Here is an 18,515-nt window from a genome sequence, read left to right as displayed (position 1 = left end):
TTTTTATTCAGTCATGGCAGAAAAAGAAAACAAACAACAAAAGCAGATCAATATAGAGCTGGATGAACAAACGGCTGAAGGTATCTATTCCAACCTCGCCATAATCAATCATTCCGTCTCAGAATTCGTGGTGGATTTTATCAGCATCATGCCCGGAAGGCCTAAGGCTAAAGTGAAAAGTCGAATTGTGCTTACCCCGCAGCACGCCAAAAAATTCCTGAAGGCGCTCAATGAAAACGTACAGCGTTTTGAACAGGCCCACGGCACTATTAAGGATTACGACCAGCCGCAAATTCCCCTGAATTTCGGACCTACGGGGGAGGCCTGAGATTGTGTTGATGGAAAAGGAACCCAGTTCGAATTCACGAGGGGTTTCCGGCCATGGCGGCCTAGTATAGTGGCCCGGGGGACTCCCGTCCCCGCCCCAATTAAAGTTAAGCTCCCAGGCTGCAAGTTACAATCAGGACTGAACCGATTCAAATAATGGCCGGAATGCCCAACCATCCGCATAGGTTTTGTCATTTCCTCCTATCATCCTTCATTTTATGTGTTTACCGTAACAATCTCTGCTGAGGGTCGTCATTTGGATAGTAATATCAACATCCATGAAACGAACCCTTTTATACTTTTCATTTCTTTTCTTTATTTCAAACCAGGCCTACTGCCATTCCAAGGATTCGCTACGGGCTGACCACTACCAACTTATTTTTGATTCCGGGCATCCAGACCAAATACTGGTTAAGGCAAGCCTGCAACTCCAGGATTCCCTGCTTTACATGAGTCCTTACGGTCCCATGCCGGAAAGATGGCCCGATTATGTCCGAAACCTGACGGTGACCAATACAGAAGGCATGCCATTGCCTTTTTTCCAAAGCGGAAGTGGCTGGATTTTGAAGGAAACGGTTGCTGGTCAGCAAGTACATCTGACCTATGAAATGGTCCTGGAGCACGAGGAAATTTCGTGGCCCGGGGGCATAGACGGGGTTGCCTATAAAAGGGATTGGGGGATAATGGCATCGGGTCGATCCCTGTTCCTGATGAATGGAAAGGATAAAAAAGCTATAGAAGTCCGCATTTCAAGACCTGAGAAGTGGCTGGTCTCCCTTCCCTGGGAGGCTGCTGGCACTGGGGAAGAGACCTATATAGCGAGAGATTTGGTCGACCTTCAGGAAAGTTTCCTGTTCGCGGGCACACATAAGGAAACCCTAATAACCCGGGATGGGTTTACGCTTAAATTTGTCCTGGGTGGGGATGCGGTAGTGGCACAGGAACAACAGTTTACTAGGGTCGCCACCGAAGTGATGGATTATTATATCGGCTTGATGGGGGGGATCCCCAAACCCGGACCGGGCAGAAGCATGCGTCAAAGTATGGTGATTATCGGCGCCTCCGAAAATATGGATGGAGAGGTGATAGGAAACCATATCAGCATGTTTATGAACCCACAGGGCGACACCATGAGCCGCTTAATGGGCTGGTTTATGTTTACCCATGAATTCTTCCACCTCTGGAACGGGAAGACGCTGCGTTTTTCAGACAGCAGTACAGAATGGTTTAAGGAGGGGTTCAGTAATTACTACACTATAAAGGCACTGCACAGTATCGGTTTTGTCAGCGAAGAGGCCATATTGGGAATGCTCAACCATCTCTTTTATCAACGCTATATTCAGGACCCCGGATACGGAAGCCTGCCTCCTTCACAGGCCGCATCGGGCTTCAGCAAAGACAATCACTGGGGACTGATCTACGGAGGTGGTTTGTTTGCAGCAATAGCCATGGATATGGAAATACGCCATAATACTGAGAATTCCAGCAGCCTGGACGATTTAATGCGACAATTCTACAATGATTATGCCGGAAAATCCAGAACTATTGACCGCACTGCGATCGTTTCGGCCGCAAATGCCTGGGGCAGAACAGATTTCAGTGCATTTATACAGGCACATATTGAAGGGGTACAGCCCATCGACCTGCAGCCTTATCTGAAGTATGCCGGAGTTGAGGTAAATACATCCGATAAACAATTGACCCTAACCCATATGCCAGAGAAAACCCCAATGCAGGCGGCCCTTTGGGAAGGATTTCTGGGGAAGGCCAATTGATTTGAAAGAATTTGTCTGCAAAGGGAGATTAACATCCTGGCTGCGACACAAATCCCGATCAGTATTGACAAAGCAAACCAAAACCAAGATTGCAGGGTTATTCGAATTCTGAAGTAAAGTGCAGGCGTACACTGGGATATTTTTGCTGGGCCATCTGCAGGGAGAAAGCGGAATCTGCCAGAAATACCAATTGACCTCTTTTGTCCGTAGCCAGGTATTTTTGCTTTACCCGGATAAATTCCTTGTATTCTTCCCCTTCAGGGTCTTCCGGGTCAATCCAGCAGGCCTTGTGGACCGGAAAGGGTTCATAGGTGCATTTGGCACCGTATTCGTGCTCCAGTCGGTATTGTATGACTTCGTATTGTAACGCTCCCACTGTCCCGATCACTTTCCTGCCGTTTAGTTCCAGGGTAAAGAGCTGGGCCACCCCTTCGTCCATCAGCTGGTCTATCCCCTTGGCCAATTGCTTGGATTTCATAGGGTCGGCATTATTGATATAGCGGAAATGTTCAGGGGAAAAGGAGGGGATACCTTTGTAATGTAACTCTTCCCCCTCTGTAAGGGTATCCCCAATTTTAAAGTTTCCGGTATCATGAAGGCCCACAATGTCACCCGGGAAGGATTCGTCCACTATTTCTTTCTTTTCAGCAAAGAAGGCGTTCGGGCTGGAAAATTTAAGAGACTTCCCAAGGCGGACATGCAAATAGGGCTTGTTCCGTTCGAAGGTTCCGGAGACCACCTTTACAAAGGCCAGGCGATCCCTGTGCTTCGGGTCCATGTTGGCGTGAATCTTAAAAACAAAGCCGGTCATTTTTGGCTCTGACGCTTCCACAAGCCGTTCTTCAGCCTTTTTGGCACGTGGCGCCGGGGCGATTTCCACAAAGCAATCCAGCAATTCCCGCACTCCGAAATTATTAAGGGCAGAACCGAAAAAGACAGGCTGTTGCTGTCCTTTCAGGTAGCTTTCGCGGTCAAAGGGAGGATAAACCCCCTCCACAAGTTCCAGGTTCTCCCGGAGCTGCGCGGCAGCCTTTTCACCTATAAGCCTTTCCAGTTCAGGGTTTTCAAGGTTGTCAAAGGCGATGGTCTCTTCAATATTCTTTTTGCTGTCCCCGCTAAAGAGGTTGATATTGCGTTCGTAGATATTATAGATCCCTTTAAAGTCATATCCCATCCCGATAGGAAAACTCAGGGGAGTAACCTGCAGGCCGAGCTTTTGTTCCACCTCGTCCAGCAGATCAAAGGCATCCTTTCCTTCCCGGTCCAGCTTGTTGATAAAAACGATCATGGGGATATTGCGCATCAGGCAAACCTTCACCAATTTTTCCGTCTGTTCCTCAACCCCCTTTGCCACATCGATCACCACAATCACTGAATCTACGGCTGTAAGGGTTCTGAAGGTATCTTCTGCAAAATCCTTGTGTCCCGGGGTATCCAGGATGTTTATCTTCTTGTCTTTATATAAAAAAGCCAGTACAGAAGTGGCAACCGATATTCCACGCTGGCGTTCAATTTCCATGAAATCGCTGGTAGCCGCCTTTTTGATTTTATTGTTTTTCACTGCCCCGGCCTCCTGTATGGCTCCCCCAAAAAGCAATAACTTTTCAGTTAGGGTGGTCTTCCCTGCATCCGGATGTGATATGATCCCAAATGTCCTGCGTCTGGCGATTTCCTTCTTAAAATTCACAGTAGAAATTTTGCGCAAAAATACCAAAAAGGATCGGGCTGGCCTTCCGCAGCGGGAAAACTATTTCCTCCAAATCCTTCTTTTTGATATTGGTAATTTAAGGAGGGATTAACCTATCGATAAACCGCAAATAATCCCGATTTATGTTTTACTTAAATTTTTTCAACCCCTGAAAAGAGCTTTTGCCCGGGCCCGGATTATGGGCCCTTTAAGCGCTTTATCGATAATCCCCGTAATTGAAGGAATTATAACAATTTTAGGCCTTGCTACAATTTGCGGCTATTATTTTTAAACATATCTTGCACTGTTATAGACGCAGCCCCAAATTGCGCCTTAACCTAACCGTAGATGCCATGGTGACCCGTTTACACCAAAACGATCGCTTATGGAACACAGCTACTTTTCCTATATATTCAAAGTGTTAAGAGCAGGAATTTTACTCCTGTCCCTTTCCCTTTTAGGTGTGCCTGAAATCAGTGCGGCAACCACTGATACAGGTATCATGCTTTCACCCTATACGGATACGGATGGGGATGGTGTTCCGGATACTTCAGATATAGACGATGACAATGACGGAATTATCGATTCCCTTGAAGATGCCAATAAAGACAAAGACAATAAACCACATACAAATCCGACGGATACCGATGGGGATGGAATCCCTGATTACCTGGATATCGACTCGGACAATGACGGCATTCTGGACAATGTGGAAGCCCAGACAACATCCGGCTATATCTGTCCGTCAGGGATAGATGCGGACGGTAATGGCCTGGACGATGCCTATGAGGAAACCCCCGGTAGCTGCGGTGGGTTAATCCCGGTAGATACGGATAAGGACAAGGTAAAAGATTATTTGGATATCGACTCGGATAACGATGGTATCCTCGATAATGTGGAAGCGCAGTCCACCCCTGGGTTTATTGCTGCTTCAGGTCAGGATTCCAATAATAACGGCCTGGATGATGCTTATGAAAGAACCGGAGACGGCGTTTGTAATTTCAACAGCCCGGAAACCAAATACAAAGGCGCAGACAAAGTTTTACTTTGCCATAAGGAGGAAAAATCCGGTAACAGCCCTAAAAATGGTTATCACACTATTAGTGTGGCACCGGCCGCAGTACAGGCGCACCTGAACCATGGAGATACCCTGGGGGCCTGTGACCAAAAATGCGGCATCCGAAATGGCCTGGATCCTGTGGACACAGACGGAGACGGAAATAAAGATTACCGGGATATCGACTCTGACAATGATGGGATCCTGGACAATGTGGAGGCTCAACCCACGGGTTCCTATCAGGAACCCTGTGGAAAAGACCAGGACAAAAATGGCCTGGACGACCATTACGAAGACACCCCAGGAAGCGGTGAAGGCCTGGACCCTGTTAATTCTGATTCGGACCCGGCTCCCGATTTCCGAGACATCGACTCAGACAATGACGGCATCCCGGATAATGTAGAAGGCCAGACCACAGCCGGTTATATCCCGCCCAGCGGCAATGACTCGGACAATGATGGTTTGGACGACGCCTATGAAGGCAGCGGAGACCAGGGAATCACCCCTGTTAATACTGATGGCACGGACGCCCCGGATTACCTGGACGATGACTCAGACAACGATCTGGTACCGGACAACAACGAAGGCAACGACTTTAACTTTGACGGGCAGCCCGATCAGACCTTTACCAACACAGACAGTGACGGGGACGGACTGGATGATGGCTATGAGGGCTCGGATGTAAACGACGGCTTTGATGTCAATGACGAAATAAACGACCCGGCCAACGACCTTCCGGATACGGACGGGACCGAAGATGTGAACTACCGCGATGTGGATGATGACGGAGACGGCATCCCCACTGATGAGGAGGACCCTAACAACAATGAGGACCCTACCGACGACGATACCGATGATGACGGCACGCCCGATTACCTGGATCCTGATAATGACCAGGGCCCGGATACCGATGGAGACGGGGTACCGGATCCGATCGACATTGATGATGACAATGACGGGATACTGGATACTACCGAAGACCCGAATACGGACGGGGATAATGACCCACTGACCAACCCACAGGACAGCGACGGGGACGGCTATCCGGACCACCTGGATATCGACTCAGACAATGACGGCATCCCGGATAATGTAGAAGGGCAGACCACAGCCGGTTATATCCCGCCCAGCGGCAATGACTCGGACAATGATGGTTTGGACGATGCCTATGAAGGCAGCGGAGACCAGGGCATTACCCCTGTCAATACTGATGGCACGGACGCCCCGGATTACCTGGACGATGACTCAGACAACGATCTGGTACCGGACAACAACGAAGGCAACGACTTTAACTTTGACGGGCAGCCCGACCAGACCTTTACCAACACAGACAGTGACGGGGACGGACTGGATGATGGCTATGAGGGCTCGGATGTAAATGACGGCTTTGACGTCAATGACGAAATAAACGACCCGGCCAACGACCTTCCGGATACGGACGGGACCGAAGATGTGAACTACCGCGATGTGGATGATGACGGAGACGGCATCCCCACCGAGGAGGAGGACCCTAACAACAATGAGGACCCTACCGACGACGACACCGATGATGACGGCACGCCCGATTACCTGGATCCTGATAATGACCAGGGCCCGGATACCGATGGAGACGGGGTACCGGATCCGATCGACATTGATGATGACAATGACGGGATACTGGATACTACCGAAGACCCGAATACGGACGGGGATAATGACCCACTGACCAACCCACAGGACAGCGACGGGGACGGCTATCCGGACCACCTGGATATCGACTCAGACAATGACGGCATCCCGGATAATGTAGAAGGGCAGACCACAGCCGGTTATATCCCGCCCAGCGGCAATGACTCGGACAATGATGGTTTGGACGACGCCTATGAAGGCAGCGGAGATGAGGGCATTACCCCTGTCAATACCGATGGCACCGACGCCCCGGATTACCTGGACGATGACTCAGACAACGATCTGGTACCGGACAACAACGAAGGCAACGACTTTAACTTTGACGGGCAGCCCGACCAGACCTTTACCAACACAGACAGTGACGGGGACGGACTGGATGATGGCTATGAGGGCTCGGATGTAAACGACGGCTTTGATGTCAATGACGAAATAAACGACCCGGCCAACGACCTTCCGGATACGGACGGGACCGAAGATGTGAACTACCGCGATGTGGATGATGACGGAGACGGCATCCCCACCGAGGAGGAGGACCCTAACAACAATGAGGACCCTACCGACGACGACACCGATGATGACGGCACGCCCGATTACCTGGATCCGGATGGAGATCCAGAACCCGGTACGGCCAATCTGGTTGTCCTGAAAGTAGATACCTTTAATGATGAGAACGGCGATGGTTTTGCCCAGGCGGGGGAAACAATCAGCTACAGCTTTACCGTAATAAACAACGGGCAGGTCCGCCTTGTGAATATTACCCTTACCGATCCGTTTGTAACGGTAAGCGGAGGACCCATAGCCACCCTGGAACCCGGTAGCACAGATTCGGAAACTTTTACGGCTGTTTACACCCTTACGGAAGAAGATATTGCTGCAGGAAGCTTCCAGAATACCGCAACCATTAGTGGGTTGGTTCCAGGCGATGACCCGGTTAGCAGCCTTTCGGATGATCCGGATAACCCGGCCGATGTGGACAGCGACGGTGACGGCAATCCGGATGACCCAACAGTGACGTCCCTCCCCGGTGTTCCTGGTATTGATGCAGTAGATGATGATTTCACCTCCACTCCGGTTCCCGGAGATACGGGAGGTGTAGTTCCGGACAGCAATGTGCTGGATAACGATACACTGAACGGGCAGCCCGTAGATCCTGCGGATGTAGTCATTACTTCTACCCCCACAGGACCGCTAACGGTTAATGAGGACGGTACGGTTAGTGTGGATCCGGGAACAGCCCCGGGTACATATACCATCGATTACACGATTTGTGAGGTGGCGAACCCTGATAATTGCGATACCGCTACCGTTACCGTGGAAGTTATGGAGGGGATGCCCGTAATAGATGCGGTGGATGATGATTTCACCTCCACTCCGGTTCCCGGAGATACGGGAGGTGTAGTTCCGGACAGCAATGTGCTGGATAACGATACACTGAACGGGCAGCCCGTAGATCCTGCGGATGTAGTCATTACTTCTACCCCCACAGGACCGCTAACAGTTAATGAGGACGGTACGGTTAGTGTGGATCCGGGAACAGCCCCGGGTACATATACCATCGATTACACGATTTGTGAGGTGGCAAATCCTGAAAATTGCGATACCGCAACTGTTACCGTGGAAGTTATGGAGGGGATGCCTGTAATTGATGCGGTAGATGATGATTATACCGGGATAGCTATAGATGGGGCAACGGGAGGTACTGTACCCGACAGTAACGTTCTGGACAATGACACCCTGGATGGCCTGCCTGTGAACCCTGAGGATGTTACCATCAGTTCAACCCCAACGGGTCCCCTGACGGTAAATACAGATGGTACGGTAAGTGTTGCTCCTGGTACGCAGCCCGGCCTGTACACTATCGATTACACTATATGTGAAGTGGCCAACCCGGATAATTGTGATACCGCAACAGTTACGGTTCTTGTTGTGGAAATTGCGACAGAATTCAAGGTAGAGGTAAACCAGTTGGTGACTCCAAACAACGACGGACGAAACGACTTCCTTTTTATCCGGAACGTAGATAAGGTGCCGGACAATACCATCAAGATTTTTAATCGCTGGGGTGTTGCGGTGTTTGAGGCGGCCAACTACAACAATCAGAACAATGTGTTCGACGGCCGATCCAAAGGAAGGTCAACGATAAGTGGGGAGGACTACCTGCCGGCGGGAATATATTTCTATATCTTTGAGTATGTCCTGGAGCAGGAAAGGATAACAGATAGCGGCTATCTGTATATCAGTAATTAATTATTGAATTGAGATGCACAAAACCATTCGTTTATTCATTACTGTGGGGTTAGGATTATGGGCTACAGGTATCTTCGCGCAGCAGGATGCCCAGTATACCCAGTATATGTATAACACCATGAGTGTGAACCCGGCCTATGCCGGATCCAGAGGGCAACTGAGTATTGCAGCCCTTTACCGTTCCCAGTGGATTGGCCTGGAAGGTGCTCCGGAGACCTTTACCCTTAACTTACATTCTCCCATCCGGGACAGCCGAGTTGGTTATGGGGTATCTGTGGTCCATGATAATATCGGGGATGGAGTAGTGCAGGAAACCTACCTGGATGCGGTTGTTTCCTATACCATTGATGTTTCCCGGGATGCCAAACTTTCCTTCGGACTGAAAGCAGGAGGGAATCTGCTGAACCTGGATTTCAATGGGCTGCGAAACTTTGATGCGGAACCTACTGCTGCCGACAATATCGAGAACCGGTTTTCGCCTAATTTCGGCCTGGGGGTATACTATCATACAGAGCAGTTCTATGCCGGTATTTCGGCTCCCAACCTGTTACAGACCGAGCATTTTGACAATTCACAGCAGGATGCGAACCAGGTGCAGTTTCTCTCCACCGACCGGGTGAATTTTTACGGGATTGCGGGCTATGTCTTTGACCTGAACTGGAACATGAAATTCAAGCCTGCCGTACTTACCAAAGTGGTGAGCGGGGCCCCGCTGCAATTGGATCTTTCGGCCAGTTTCCTCTATAACGAGAAATTTTCCTTTGGGGCGGCCTATCGCTGGGATGCGGCCATCAGTGGTCTGGTTGGTTTTCAACTAAATGAACAACTCATGGTTGGGCTGGCCTATGACCGGGAAACCACTGAACTGGGGGGTACTCAGTTTAATGATGGTTCCTTTGAATTGTTCCTGCGCTGGGAACTCTTTAAGTCGTACCAGCGTTTTGTGTCACCGCGATTCTTTTAAAAAGTAACTCCAATGAAAAACCTGATCCGGATCATTTGTTTTATTTTCCTGGGAACCCTGCTGGGTTTTGGACAGGAACGGCTACTGAATCAGGCAGATGAACAGTACGGAGCTTTCGCCTTTAAACCGGCACAGGATATATACCTCAGGGTATTGGAAAGGGGCTACGTTTCAGCGGATTTATTGCAAAAACTGGGGGACACCTATTACTACAATGCTGATTATCAAAAAGCTGGAGATATATACAAGCGGCTGATAGCGGAGTACCCGAATGATTTTGCCCCTGTCTATTATTTCCGCTATGCGCAAACGCTTCGGTCTGCAAATGCATATGGTGAGGCAGATAAGATGATGCAACAATTTTTCACCCTTACCAGGGAGCAGGGCGGGGATTTGCAACAGACCATGATGGACAGGGATTTCCAGAAGGAAATCACTGAAAATTCGGGCCGCTTCAATTTGAAAGATTTTAAATACAATTCCAGGTATTCGGATTTTGCCCCGGCTTTTTACAAAAAGGGACTGATCTTTTCGTCAGACCGGGACACCGGGAACCTGGCCCGCTACCGCCACAGCTGGAATGCGATGGACTTCCTGGACCTCTACAAGGTAAATGCAGACAGCATTTCTGAAGAGAAGGTAAGCAAACTTGAAAATATCAATTCGCGCTACCACGAGTCAAGCTCTGTACTGAGCCCTGATGGGAGCACCCTTTATTTTACCCGCAATAATTATGCAGAAGGGGAAGCGAAGAAGGACGAACAGGGGGTGGTTCGCCTGAAGGTTTACAAAGCAAAAATGGTTGATGGGCTCTGGACCGATGTTGAGCCCCTGCCTTTTAACAGCGATGCCTATTCGGTGGCGCATCCGGCCATCAGCCCTGATGGGAAAACTTTGTACTTTGCCTCGGATATGCCTGGTACCCTGGGCCAATCCGATTTGTTTAAGGTGCCGATCCGCAGTGATGGCACCTATGGGAAACCTGAAAATCTCGGATCCAAGATCAATACGAGCGGCAGGGAAACCTTCCCCTATGTAAGTGCAGATAATATCCTTTATTTCGCATCGGACGGGCACGTGGGGCTGGGAGGCCTGGATATATTTGCAGTAAAACTGGCCCAATTGCCTTTTGCCGGAAAAGTTTTGAATGTAGGGGCCCCGGTGAACTCGACCCAGGATGATTTTACATTTATCATGGATGCAGATAGCCGTGAGGGCTATTTTGCTTCCAGCAGGGAAGAAGGGAAAGGTGGTGATGATATCTATGCCTTTGTAGAAACAAGACCACTCCAATTTGACTGTATACAACCCATTTCCGGGACCGTTCGGGACAAGATTACCAATGAGGTTCTTGCCGGTGCCACGGTAAAGGTAATTGACGAGTCCAATACCGAACTGGAAAGTGCGATCACGGATGCCAGTGGGAACTACGAAATTACCCTGGATTGTACCCAGGGGAACTTTGTAAGGGCCTCCAGGCAGGGCTATGTCCCTGCTGAGGAATATCTGACGCCCTCTGACGGCAAACCCAGGGTCATCGATTTTTACCTGGAACCAGAGACAGTTGTGGCCGGATTTGGGGACGACCTTGCCAAACTCCTGCAACTGAGCACTATTTATTTTGACTTTGACAAATACAATATCCGACCGGATGCGGAGGTGGAGATCCAGAAGATTATCGCCGCCATGGAAAAATACCCCAGTCTGAAGATCAAAGCCAATTCGCATACAGACAGCCGGGGCCCGGCTGCCTACAACCTTTGGCTGTCCCAGAAAAGGGCAGAAGCTACGGTTAACTACATGATTTCCAAAGGGATTTCAGCCGAACGATTGGTAGGTGAGGGCTTTGGGGAATCCCAGCTGATAAATGAATGCTCTGACGGGGTAAGATGCCCTGCCGAAAAGCACGATCGAAACCGCCGTTCCGAGTTTATTATTTTTGAATAAATCAGTAGATTTTTCCTACAGACTATCCTAGTCAAATCCTTGATTTACCGGGTGCTTATCGTTGAGTGGTAAGGTCAAAATAACAGTTTTTTAAAACCCCTGACAGCAATTTAAGGCACCTATACCCCCTATTATCCTCCTTTCACAACATAAACTTCCTCATTGGGGGTACACTGAATATATTTGGTTTATCTGAATAGCTGCTTTTGTGCTTATTTCCAAGTATTTATGGCAAAGGCAGGGAAGATAACCATAATTGATGTTAAACCTCGGGGCTAAATTTTATAAAAGTGGTACTAAAAAGTACTGCTATTCTGCATTGATCTTTTTTGCAGGAGTTTTCTTTTCTTCTCTTACCGCCCAAACGGGTGTTGGGGCCAACTTTGGGATTGAAGCAGATGCCTATTCGGGAGATGCCTTGTCTGGCTTAACCACGGATGACTGGTTTTACAATGGTATTTCAGGTTCCGGCGTCATTGATGAGGCCACCGCAACGGCTATGGGCTATGCTGCCCAATTGGCAGCCGGAAACAATATAGCCTTTGACCTGAGGCAAAGTATTCCAAATTATGGTAGTAATAATGGATATATCTGGTATAGTGCCCGTTATGGAAGGGATTACGTAAGTCTGTCCGGGAATGACCTGACAATTTTTACAGCCGGGAAAAACGGGGATAACCCAATGACTTCCTGGGGTTATGGGTCATCCTCTGTACCCTCGAAGACAGATATTGTAGATTCCGGGGTACATATGCGGAGAGATGGGGACCAGGTAACGGATGATCTATGGGTGCAAATGATGATTTCAACACTATCTTCTTCCGGGAACCATTTTGTTGACTTTGAGCTTTTTGTTTCGGAATTGGCTACATCCGGGGGTGCTTTTACAAACTCAGGCCCTCAGGAAGGTCATACTGCATGGGAGTTCGACGCCAGTGGGAATGTGGTACAGATAGGGGATATGGTAATTGGTTTTTCATACAGCGGGGGAGGGGTAACCGGAGTAGAAGTGCGTTTATGGATAGACCGCTCCATCTTTAACCCGGGTTCTTCCCCGGGTGGCACTTCCACCTTTGTGTGGGGCAGTAGTATTGATGGAGGCAGCACATACGGGTATGCACAAATTGTGGTCCCGGCGGGCAGCCTTTTCAGTAACGTAAATACGCTTTCCACCGCGGCGCCCCCCTGGGGGACGACCGATACCGGTGGCTATAATACCAATTATGATGGAGGTTATTTAGCTGAAATTGGTTTGAATTTTACACAATTGGGTTTTGATCCAAGAGCGTTATTTGGTTCAGGAGCTGCCTGTGATTCGCCTTTTAGTTCGGTGATTACAAAGTCCAGGACCTCTGCTGCATTTACTTCAATCCTTAAAGATTTTGCAGGGCCTTATGATTTTTTGGGCAGTGCTTCAGGAACTGAGGTAAATACAACTATAACGGATCCCGGAAATTTTGATTCATGCAATTCCGGACAAACTTTGAACCTGCAGGCCGAGTTTGTATCGGCAAGTGCCGAATACATCTGGTACTCCCTGACACCGGGAGTTGTTTTTCCTGCCAATGGTCTTTCCGAAATATCCGGGGTGGGGATGGATAATGTGGATATAGACACTCCCGGGGATTATCAGCTGGGCATTGCACCCCTTGAGGGTTGTACCCCCGTAACAGAAGCTTCGGATATTATTACCATAAATGCGATCCCCTGTGCTGTTCCCGATACTTACAATACACCACCTGGCATTACACTCAATGCCAGTATTCCGGGTGTCCTTGGAAATGATACCGATTTGGATCCTGGGGATACGCTTACGGTAAATACAGTCCCCATAGTAAACGTCTCGAATGGGGTCCTTAGCCTGGCTGCAAACGGAAGTTTTACCTATACGCCAAATGCCGGATATACAGGAACAGATTCCTTTACATATGAAGTCTGTGATTCTTTTGGTCTATGTGATTCGGCAGTGGTAAACATTTCTGTTCGACTGGGTTCCGTGATCACTAACCGACGAATTACTTACAGGGTAAACAGAAATTGATTGGAGTGTGCACTTTATAGTAAACTTATACAAGGGATTTAGAAAAACTTTACAGTATTTCTGGCTGATAAGTGTCCTTTTGGCATATTCTTCAATAACAGCACAAACAACTCCTATCCCGTCCGGTTCCCTTATCATTGACATGGGGGTTTCCCCCCAGACCATTGAAAATGGATTAAAGCCCTATGGATTGGTCTATGAGCTCATTAATATCCGTAAAGTCCCGGTAACCTGGGCCATCAACTCTTCGAAGGCCAAAGACGGGATCGATTTTACCGTGGATGGCCGGGATTTCAGGGGAGGCCCTTTTATAATCCTGGAACAGTATTTATCAGACCCGGACGTGCAAAGCAGTATTGCCACCTGGGAGGCCAAAGGGGTTGTGACCTATACTACTTTGAGTGACGTAAGTGTTGAAGTATACCGGGAAATGAATATCTGGCCACAATGGGTCCTGGATCAGGACAATGGAAATATTGCTGTTGCCTACCTCGACTTAGCCGAGATTCCGGCCTCTGCCTATGCCATTGGCCTGCCCTCAGACCTCGATGCCTGTGATGACCTCTTTATTCTCCCGCACGCCGACCCAACCTGGGAAGACCATGGCTACCTGTACGAATGGAATAAATCTTTTGCCGATGGGGGGAGCGAAGGCTGGTTGTGGTCGGGCTGCCATGCGGTCAGCGTTTTTGAAGCCGTGGTCAACCCAATGGACCCTACCGAACGAATGAATTTCCTCGCCAATGACCCGTCTCCTTATCCGGATCCACTGCATCCCGGAATGGACGGGTACGCCCTGATTGATTTCGGAGATCACGACAATGGTTCAGGCGGGCCTTATTCCTATTCCAATCCCGGGGATTCCTTTATGCAGTTTATAGGGAGCCTGGACGGGGCCACAGAAGGGGGGTCCGAACAAATCTATTTGCCGTACCCAACTGGTTCCTGGCGGGCTTCCACCCAGGTGACCGTATGGGACCCAAACCAATCGGATGTCCTGAACGGGGATTCCCCCGGGCGGGCGGCCAAAATCGCTTATGGGCACGCCTTCGGGGATCCGGACAGGGGTAAAGTAATGTATGAAGGGGGGCACAGCCTGCTCAACGGTTCAGAGGCAGAACGGGTAGCAGCCATCAGGGCCTTTTTAAACTTTTCCTTTGACGCCCCGGCAAAAAAAGCCCCTATCCTTACGGATAATACAACTATCCCTGCGATCGTCGAAGGGGGGGATTCCATCCAATTTGATGTGGATGCTTCCTCCACGGCAGGGAATACGTATACCTTTAGTTGGAGTAGTACTTGTGCGGGAGGATCTTTTAGTAGCCAGGTCGATACCGGGAATAACACACAGATATCTTTCGATACTACTCCGGTATTAACCGCCGAAGATTGCATCATTACCGTTACGGTAACCGATTTTTGCGGCCGTCAAAGCTTTAAAGCTTATGGGATTACTATAATACCTCCCCCCACTGCGCCCGAAGCCCAGGATGACCTGCTAAACACCTACCAGGAAAACAATATCACTTTTGATGCCCTTTCAAACGATACCGATATCAACTTCAATATCGATCCAAGCAGCTTTTCCCCATTAACACCAACATCTGTGGCGGGAGGGGATTTTGTGCTGTTGGGAAATGGGAATATCCGTTTTGAACCTGCCGATGGATTTGTGGGAACCGCTCAGCTGCAGTACCAAATATGCGATAATACTCCTGCCGGGGATGGAGGCCCTCTTTGCGATACTGCGATGATCACGGTCACTATTGTACCAAGTCCTTGCGGCCCCAATGAACCTGTCTCCGGGGTTACGGATTACGCCACTTCTGTCTTTAGCGAAAATAACTGGAAAGATTCCGGGAGGGCTCTTGGCGCGCCGGATACGAACTTTTCCAGGTCTGACAATGATATTGGTGCGGTTCTTGTTTTGGACCTCGGAGATGAGGCCCTGCTGGGATCGGAAATACACTTCAGGGTGTACAGTGACGATGGGAACCCGTACTCGGGTACTATTGATGCGGCCACTACGGGTACAGGCTTTCCCAATAGCCCGGTTGCCGTTAGCACTTCCACCCAGGATCCTGCCACGGAGGTGATTTCCTATGAAGTGGTTGAACCGGGTATCCGATATGTCCGTATAACAGGTGTAAAGAATTTCGGAGTGGAATCTGTGGAATATCAAAGGGTTATATGCCTTCCGGCCCCAATCCCCCCGGTAGCCAATGATGATCAATATGGTACCTCTAATACCAATTCTGTGGCACTAACCCCCCTGGACAACGATACGGACATCAACAACAATATCGACCCCTCCTCCTTTACGCCCACTTCCCCACTTACTGTTGCCGGGGGTACCTTTGTCCACGAGGGCAATGGGGAGCTTACCTTTTATCCAACCTCAGGATTTGTGGGTACCGCAACATTGAGTTATTCCATTTGTGATGATACCCCGGTAGAGCAGAGCGGCCCCTTCTGTGATACGGCGGTGATTTCCATTAATGTAGCGGCCAGCGGTTGTGGCCCGGGGGAATACGCCAGCGGGACAACTTCCTATGCCGCCACGGTTTTTAGTTTTAATAAATGGAAAAACACAGACCGGGCCCTGGGAAGTCCGGATACAAATTTTTCCGTTTCGGATGACGATGCTACCGGTTGGATTATCCTGGATCTGGGGGGCAATGCTCTCATTGGCTCAACCATTGATTTTCGTATAGCCAGCGATGATGGAATCCCTTATAACGGTACAGTGGACGCATCCGCGAGCACTACCGGATTCCCTAACAATCCTGTTGCGGTAGGTACTTCCACCCAGGACCCTGCAACCGACATAATCTCCATTACCGTAACGGAAGCAGGCTTGCGTTATGTTCGCGTCGCTGGGGATAAAAAATTGATGCTGGAATCGATTACGTTTGAGCTGGAAACCTGTTTACCCTATGCAGTAGTCAATGCTGTTGCAGATGACTTTAGCGACAGTCCTTTACTTGAAGCCTCAGGGGGTACGGCCGGAGATGCAACCTCGAATGACACACGCGATGGGATAAGCATTACGGATGCCGATTTTAATATCACCCTTCAGAGCGACGGAGGCCTGACGGGTGTCACGATTAATTCACTGGGAGAGATCCTGGTTCCTCCCGGAAGCAGTGCTGGAGCTTACTCCATTACCTATCAGATTTGTGAAAAGGCCTACCCTTCCAACTGCGATACGGCAACAGCTATGGTTTTGGTACTGAGTGATACGGATGGAGATGGTTATGCGGATGTTGTAGACCTGGATGACGATAATGACGGGATTCTGGATACCGCAGAGAATCAATGCATTACAAATGCTGAAGTAAATAGTCCATCCTATCCCTTGTCAACAGATTTAAGTACTGGAAATTCTGGTACGCTGACGGGGCTGGCAGCAAATGGGTCCAATTTCATTAACATGAATTATACCCTTACCGGAACAGCAGGATGGAGTGGAGGAATCCAGATGGAAGATATTGGGGGAGAAGTAGGTGCCAATACACTATATCTCCAGCCAAACAATGTTTCTGATGGAAACGGATCGGCTATTTATGAATTTGTTTTTCAGGAAATTGCGTCTGTTCAAAATATAACAATTGGCGGTTTGGAATACGATGATCGCCTGATCTTTGAAGCTTTTGACCAAAACGGGGATCCGATAACCCTCACCTCAGCTAATTTTACAGCTTCTGGCTCTGTAGTGGCCAGTGGAAACTATTATACCTATGTAGGTCCCTTGCAGTCCTATACCTCAGCCAATTTTGTTAATGAAACAGTTAGTATTGCGATTGAATCGGCTGTGAGTCGCATTCGTGTAACTTCAGGCAAAGCGGATGGAGCTAATGGAAACAATACCATAGAGGTATATAATTTTTCTTATTGTACTTTACCTGACTCCGATGGGGACACTATCCCGGACTATCTGGAAACCGATAGTGATGGGGATGGCTGTAATGATGCTTTGGAAGCTGGGTTCACGGACCCCGATGATGACGGACGCCTGGGTTCTTCCCCCGTAACGGTAGATGGAAACGGAGTGGTTACCGGACAAGGGGGATATACAGCGCCCGCAGACCTCAATGGAAATTCTATTCCCGATTACCGGGAGGCAGGCACGAGTCCATCCATTACCACACAGCCCATGGATCTAACCCTTTGTCCAGGATGTTCAGGGGTAATATCTGCAACCCTTGCCAATACAGATACCTATCAATGGCAGATTTTTGACGGAGTTTCATGGATAGATCTCACGGATACGGGTATCTATAGTGGTACAAATACCCCAACCTTGTCCCTTACAAACGTTACAACAGCCGATAATGGAAGGCGTTACAGGCTCTACGGTCTGAATTCCGCCTTCATATGCGGATCGGTTACTACATCAGAAGCCACATTAAGTGTGAAAGTTACCGGCGTTATCACCAACAGGAGGATTACCTACAGGGTACAGAAGAATTAAAGGTCACCCCCAATACATTTTACAATTTATTTTTAGTATGTCCGCTGTTCGTCAGGCTTGTTGCCCTCCTTCAATAGGGTCTGTTTAAATTCAATTATCAAGGTCTGATTTACTTCTTGAACTTAACAAATTGTTTTTTAAAGCATCCGTTCTTTTGATTCATTTTTACCTTAGCAACTTCCGCAGTTAAACTTGTTTCTTACGATTTTTCTTACAAGATACCCCTTCGGTAAACTACCATTTTATCGGGTCTAATCGACAAAATACACCTCATTTTTTCAGGGATGACCTCAAAAAAACCCTCCTATACAATACATTTTTGACCCTT

At 48.8% G+C, this 18,515-nt stretch carries 8 protein-coding genes; 7 read left to right on the top strand and 1 reads right to left on the bottom strand.

What is annotated here, in order from left to right; all coding sequences use genetic code 11:
• Positions 1–13 precede the first annotated feature (13 nt).
• Positions 14–328, top strand: coding sequence for a DUF3467 domain-containing protein (locus tag ACT6NV_RS01490; RefSeq protein ID WP_445382713.1), 315 nt, complete (start codon positions 14–16; stop codon positions 326–328).
• Between the two features lie 277 nt (positions 329–605).
• Entirely contained in the window at positions 606–2,102 is a 1,497-nt protein-coding gene (locus ACT6NV_RS01485; RefSeq protein WP_445385516.1) for a M61 family metallopeptidase, read from the top strand.
• Between the two features lie 97 nt (positions 2,103–2,199).
• Here ACT6NV_RS01485 and ACT6NV_RS01480 read toward each other — a convergent pair whose 3' ends face one another.
• Positions 2,200–3,789, bottom strand: coding sequence for a peptide chain release factor 3 (locus tag ACT6NV_RS01480; protein ID WP_445385515.1), 1,590 nt, complete (start codon positions 3,787–3,789; stop codon positions 2,200–2,202).
• 385 nt (positions 3,790–4,174) lie between these two features.
• Between ACT6NV_RS01480 and ACT6NV_RS01475 the strand changes: the two genes are divergently transcribed.
• From ACT6NV_RS01475 to ACT6NV_RS01455, 5 genes are all read left to right on the top strand, one after another.
• Positions 4,175–8,761 (top strand): T9SS type B sorting domain-containing protein, encoded by a 4,587-nt coding sequence (locus ACT6NV_RS01475; RefSeq protein ID WP_445385514.1) that lies wholly within the window; start codon positions 4,175–4,177, stop codon positions 8,759–8,761.
• Positions 8,762–8,774: 13 nt separating this feature from the next.
• A complete protein-coding gene (locus ACT6NV_RS01470) occupies positions 8,775–9,725 on the top strand; it encodes a PorP/SprF family type IX secretion system membrane protein (protein WP_445385513.1) in 951 nt (316 codons plus the stop codon).
• A 12-nt stretch (positions 9,726–9,737) separates the two neighbouring features.
• On the top strand, positions 9,738–11,672 hold the full coding sequence (locus ACT6NV_RS01465; RefSeq protein ID WP_445385512.1) for an OmpA family protein: 1,935 nt from the start codon (positions 9,738–9,740) through the stop codon (positions 11,670–11,672).
• A 259-nt stretch (positions 11,673–11,931) separates the two neighbouring features.
• Positions 11,932–13,713 carry an Ig-like domain-containing protein gene (locus tag ACT6NV_RS01460; RefSeq protein WP_445385511.1) on the top strand — a complete coding sequence of 594 codons (1,782 nt, stop codon included), beginning with the start codon at positions 11,932–11,934 and terminating at the stop codon, positions 13,711–13,713.
• Positions 13,714–13,792: 79 nt separating this feature from the next.
• A complete protein-coding gene (locus tag ACT6NV_RS01455) occupies positions 13,793–18,187 on the top strand; it encodes an Ig-like domain-containing protein (RefSeq protein WP_445385510.1) in 4,395 nt (1,464 codons plus the stop codon).
• Positions 18,188–18,515 lie beyond the last annotated feature (328 nt).

The sequence above is a fragment of the Robiginitalea insularis genome (assembly GCF_052497835.1).
This window is presented reverse-complemented; position numbering and strand designations above follow the sequence as displayed.

Excerpts from the sequence above, each read along its gene's own strand:
- ACT6NV_RS01470 (WP_445385513.1), top strand. The coding sequence starts at position 8,775 with ATGCACAAAACCATTCGTTTATTCATTACTGTGGGGTTAGGATTATGG.
- ACT6NV_RS01460 (WP_445385511.1), top strand. The coding sequence starts at position 11,932 with ATGTTAAACCTCGGGGCTAAATTTTATAAAAGTGGTACTAAAAAGTAC.
- ACT6NV_RS01475 (WP_445385514.1), top strand. The coding sequence starts at position 4,175 with ATGGAACACAGCTACTTTTCCTATATATTCAAAGTGTTAAGAGCAGGA.
- ACT6NV_RS01465 (WP_445385512.1), top strand. The coding sequence starts at position 9,738 with ATGAAAAACCTGATCCGGATCATTTGTTTTATTTTCCTGGGAACCCTG.
- ACT6NV_RS01490 (WP_445382713.1), top strand. The coding sequence starts at position 14 with ATGGCAGAAAAAGAAAACAAACAACAAAAGCAGATCAATATAGAGCTG.
- ACT6NV_RS01485 (WP_445385516.1), top strand. The coding sequence starts at position 606 with ATGAAACGAACCCTTTTATACTTTTCATTTCTTTTCTTTATTTCAAAC.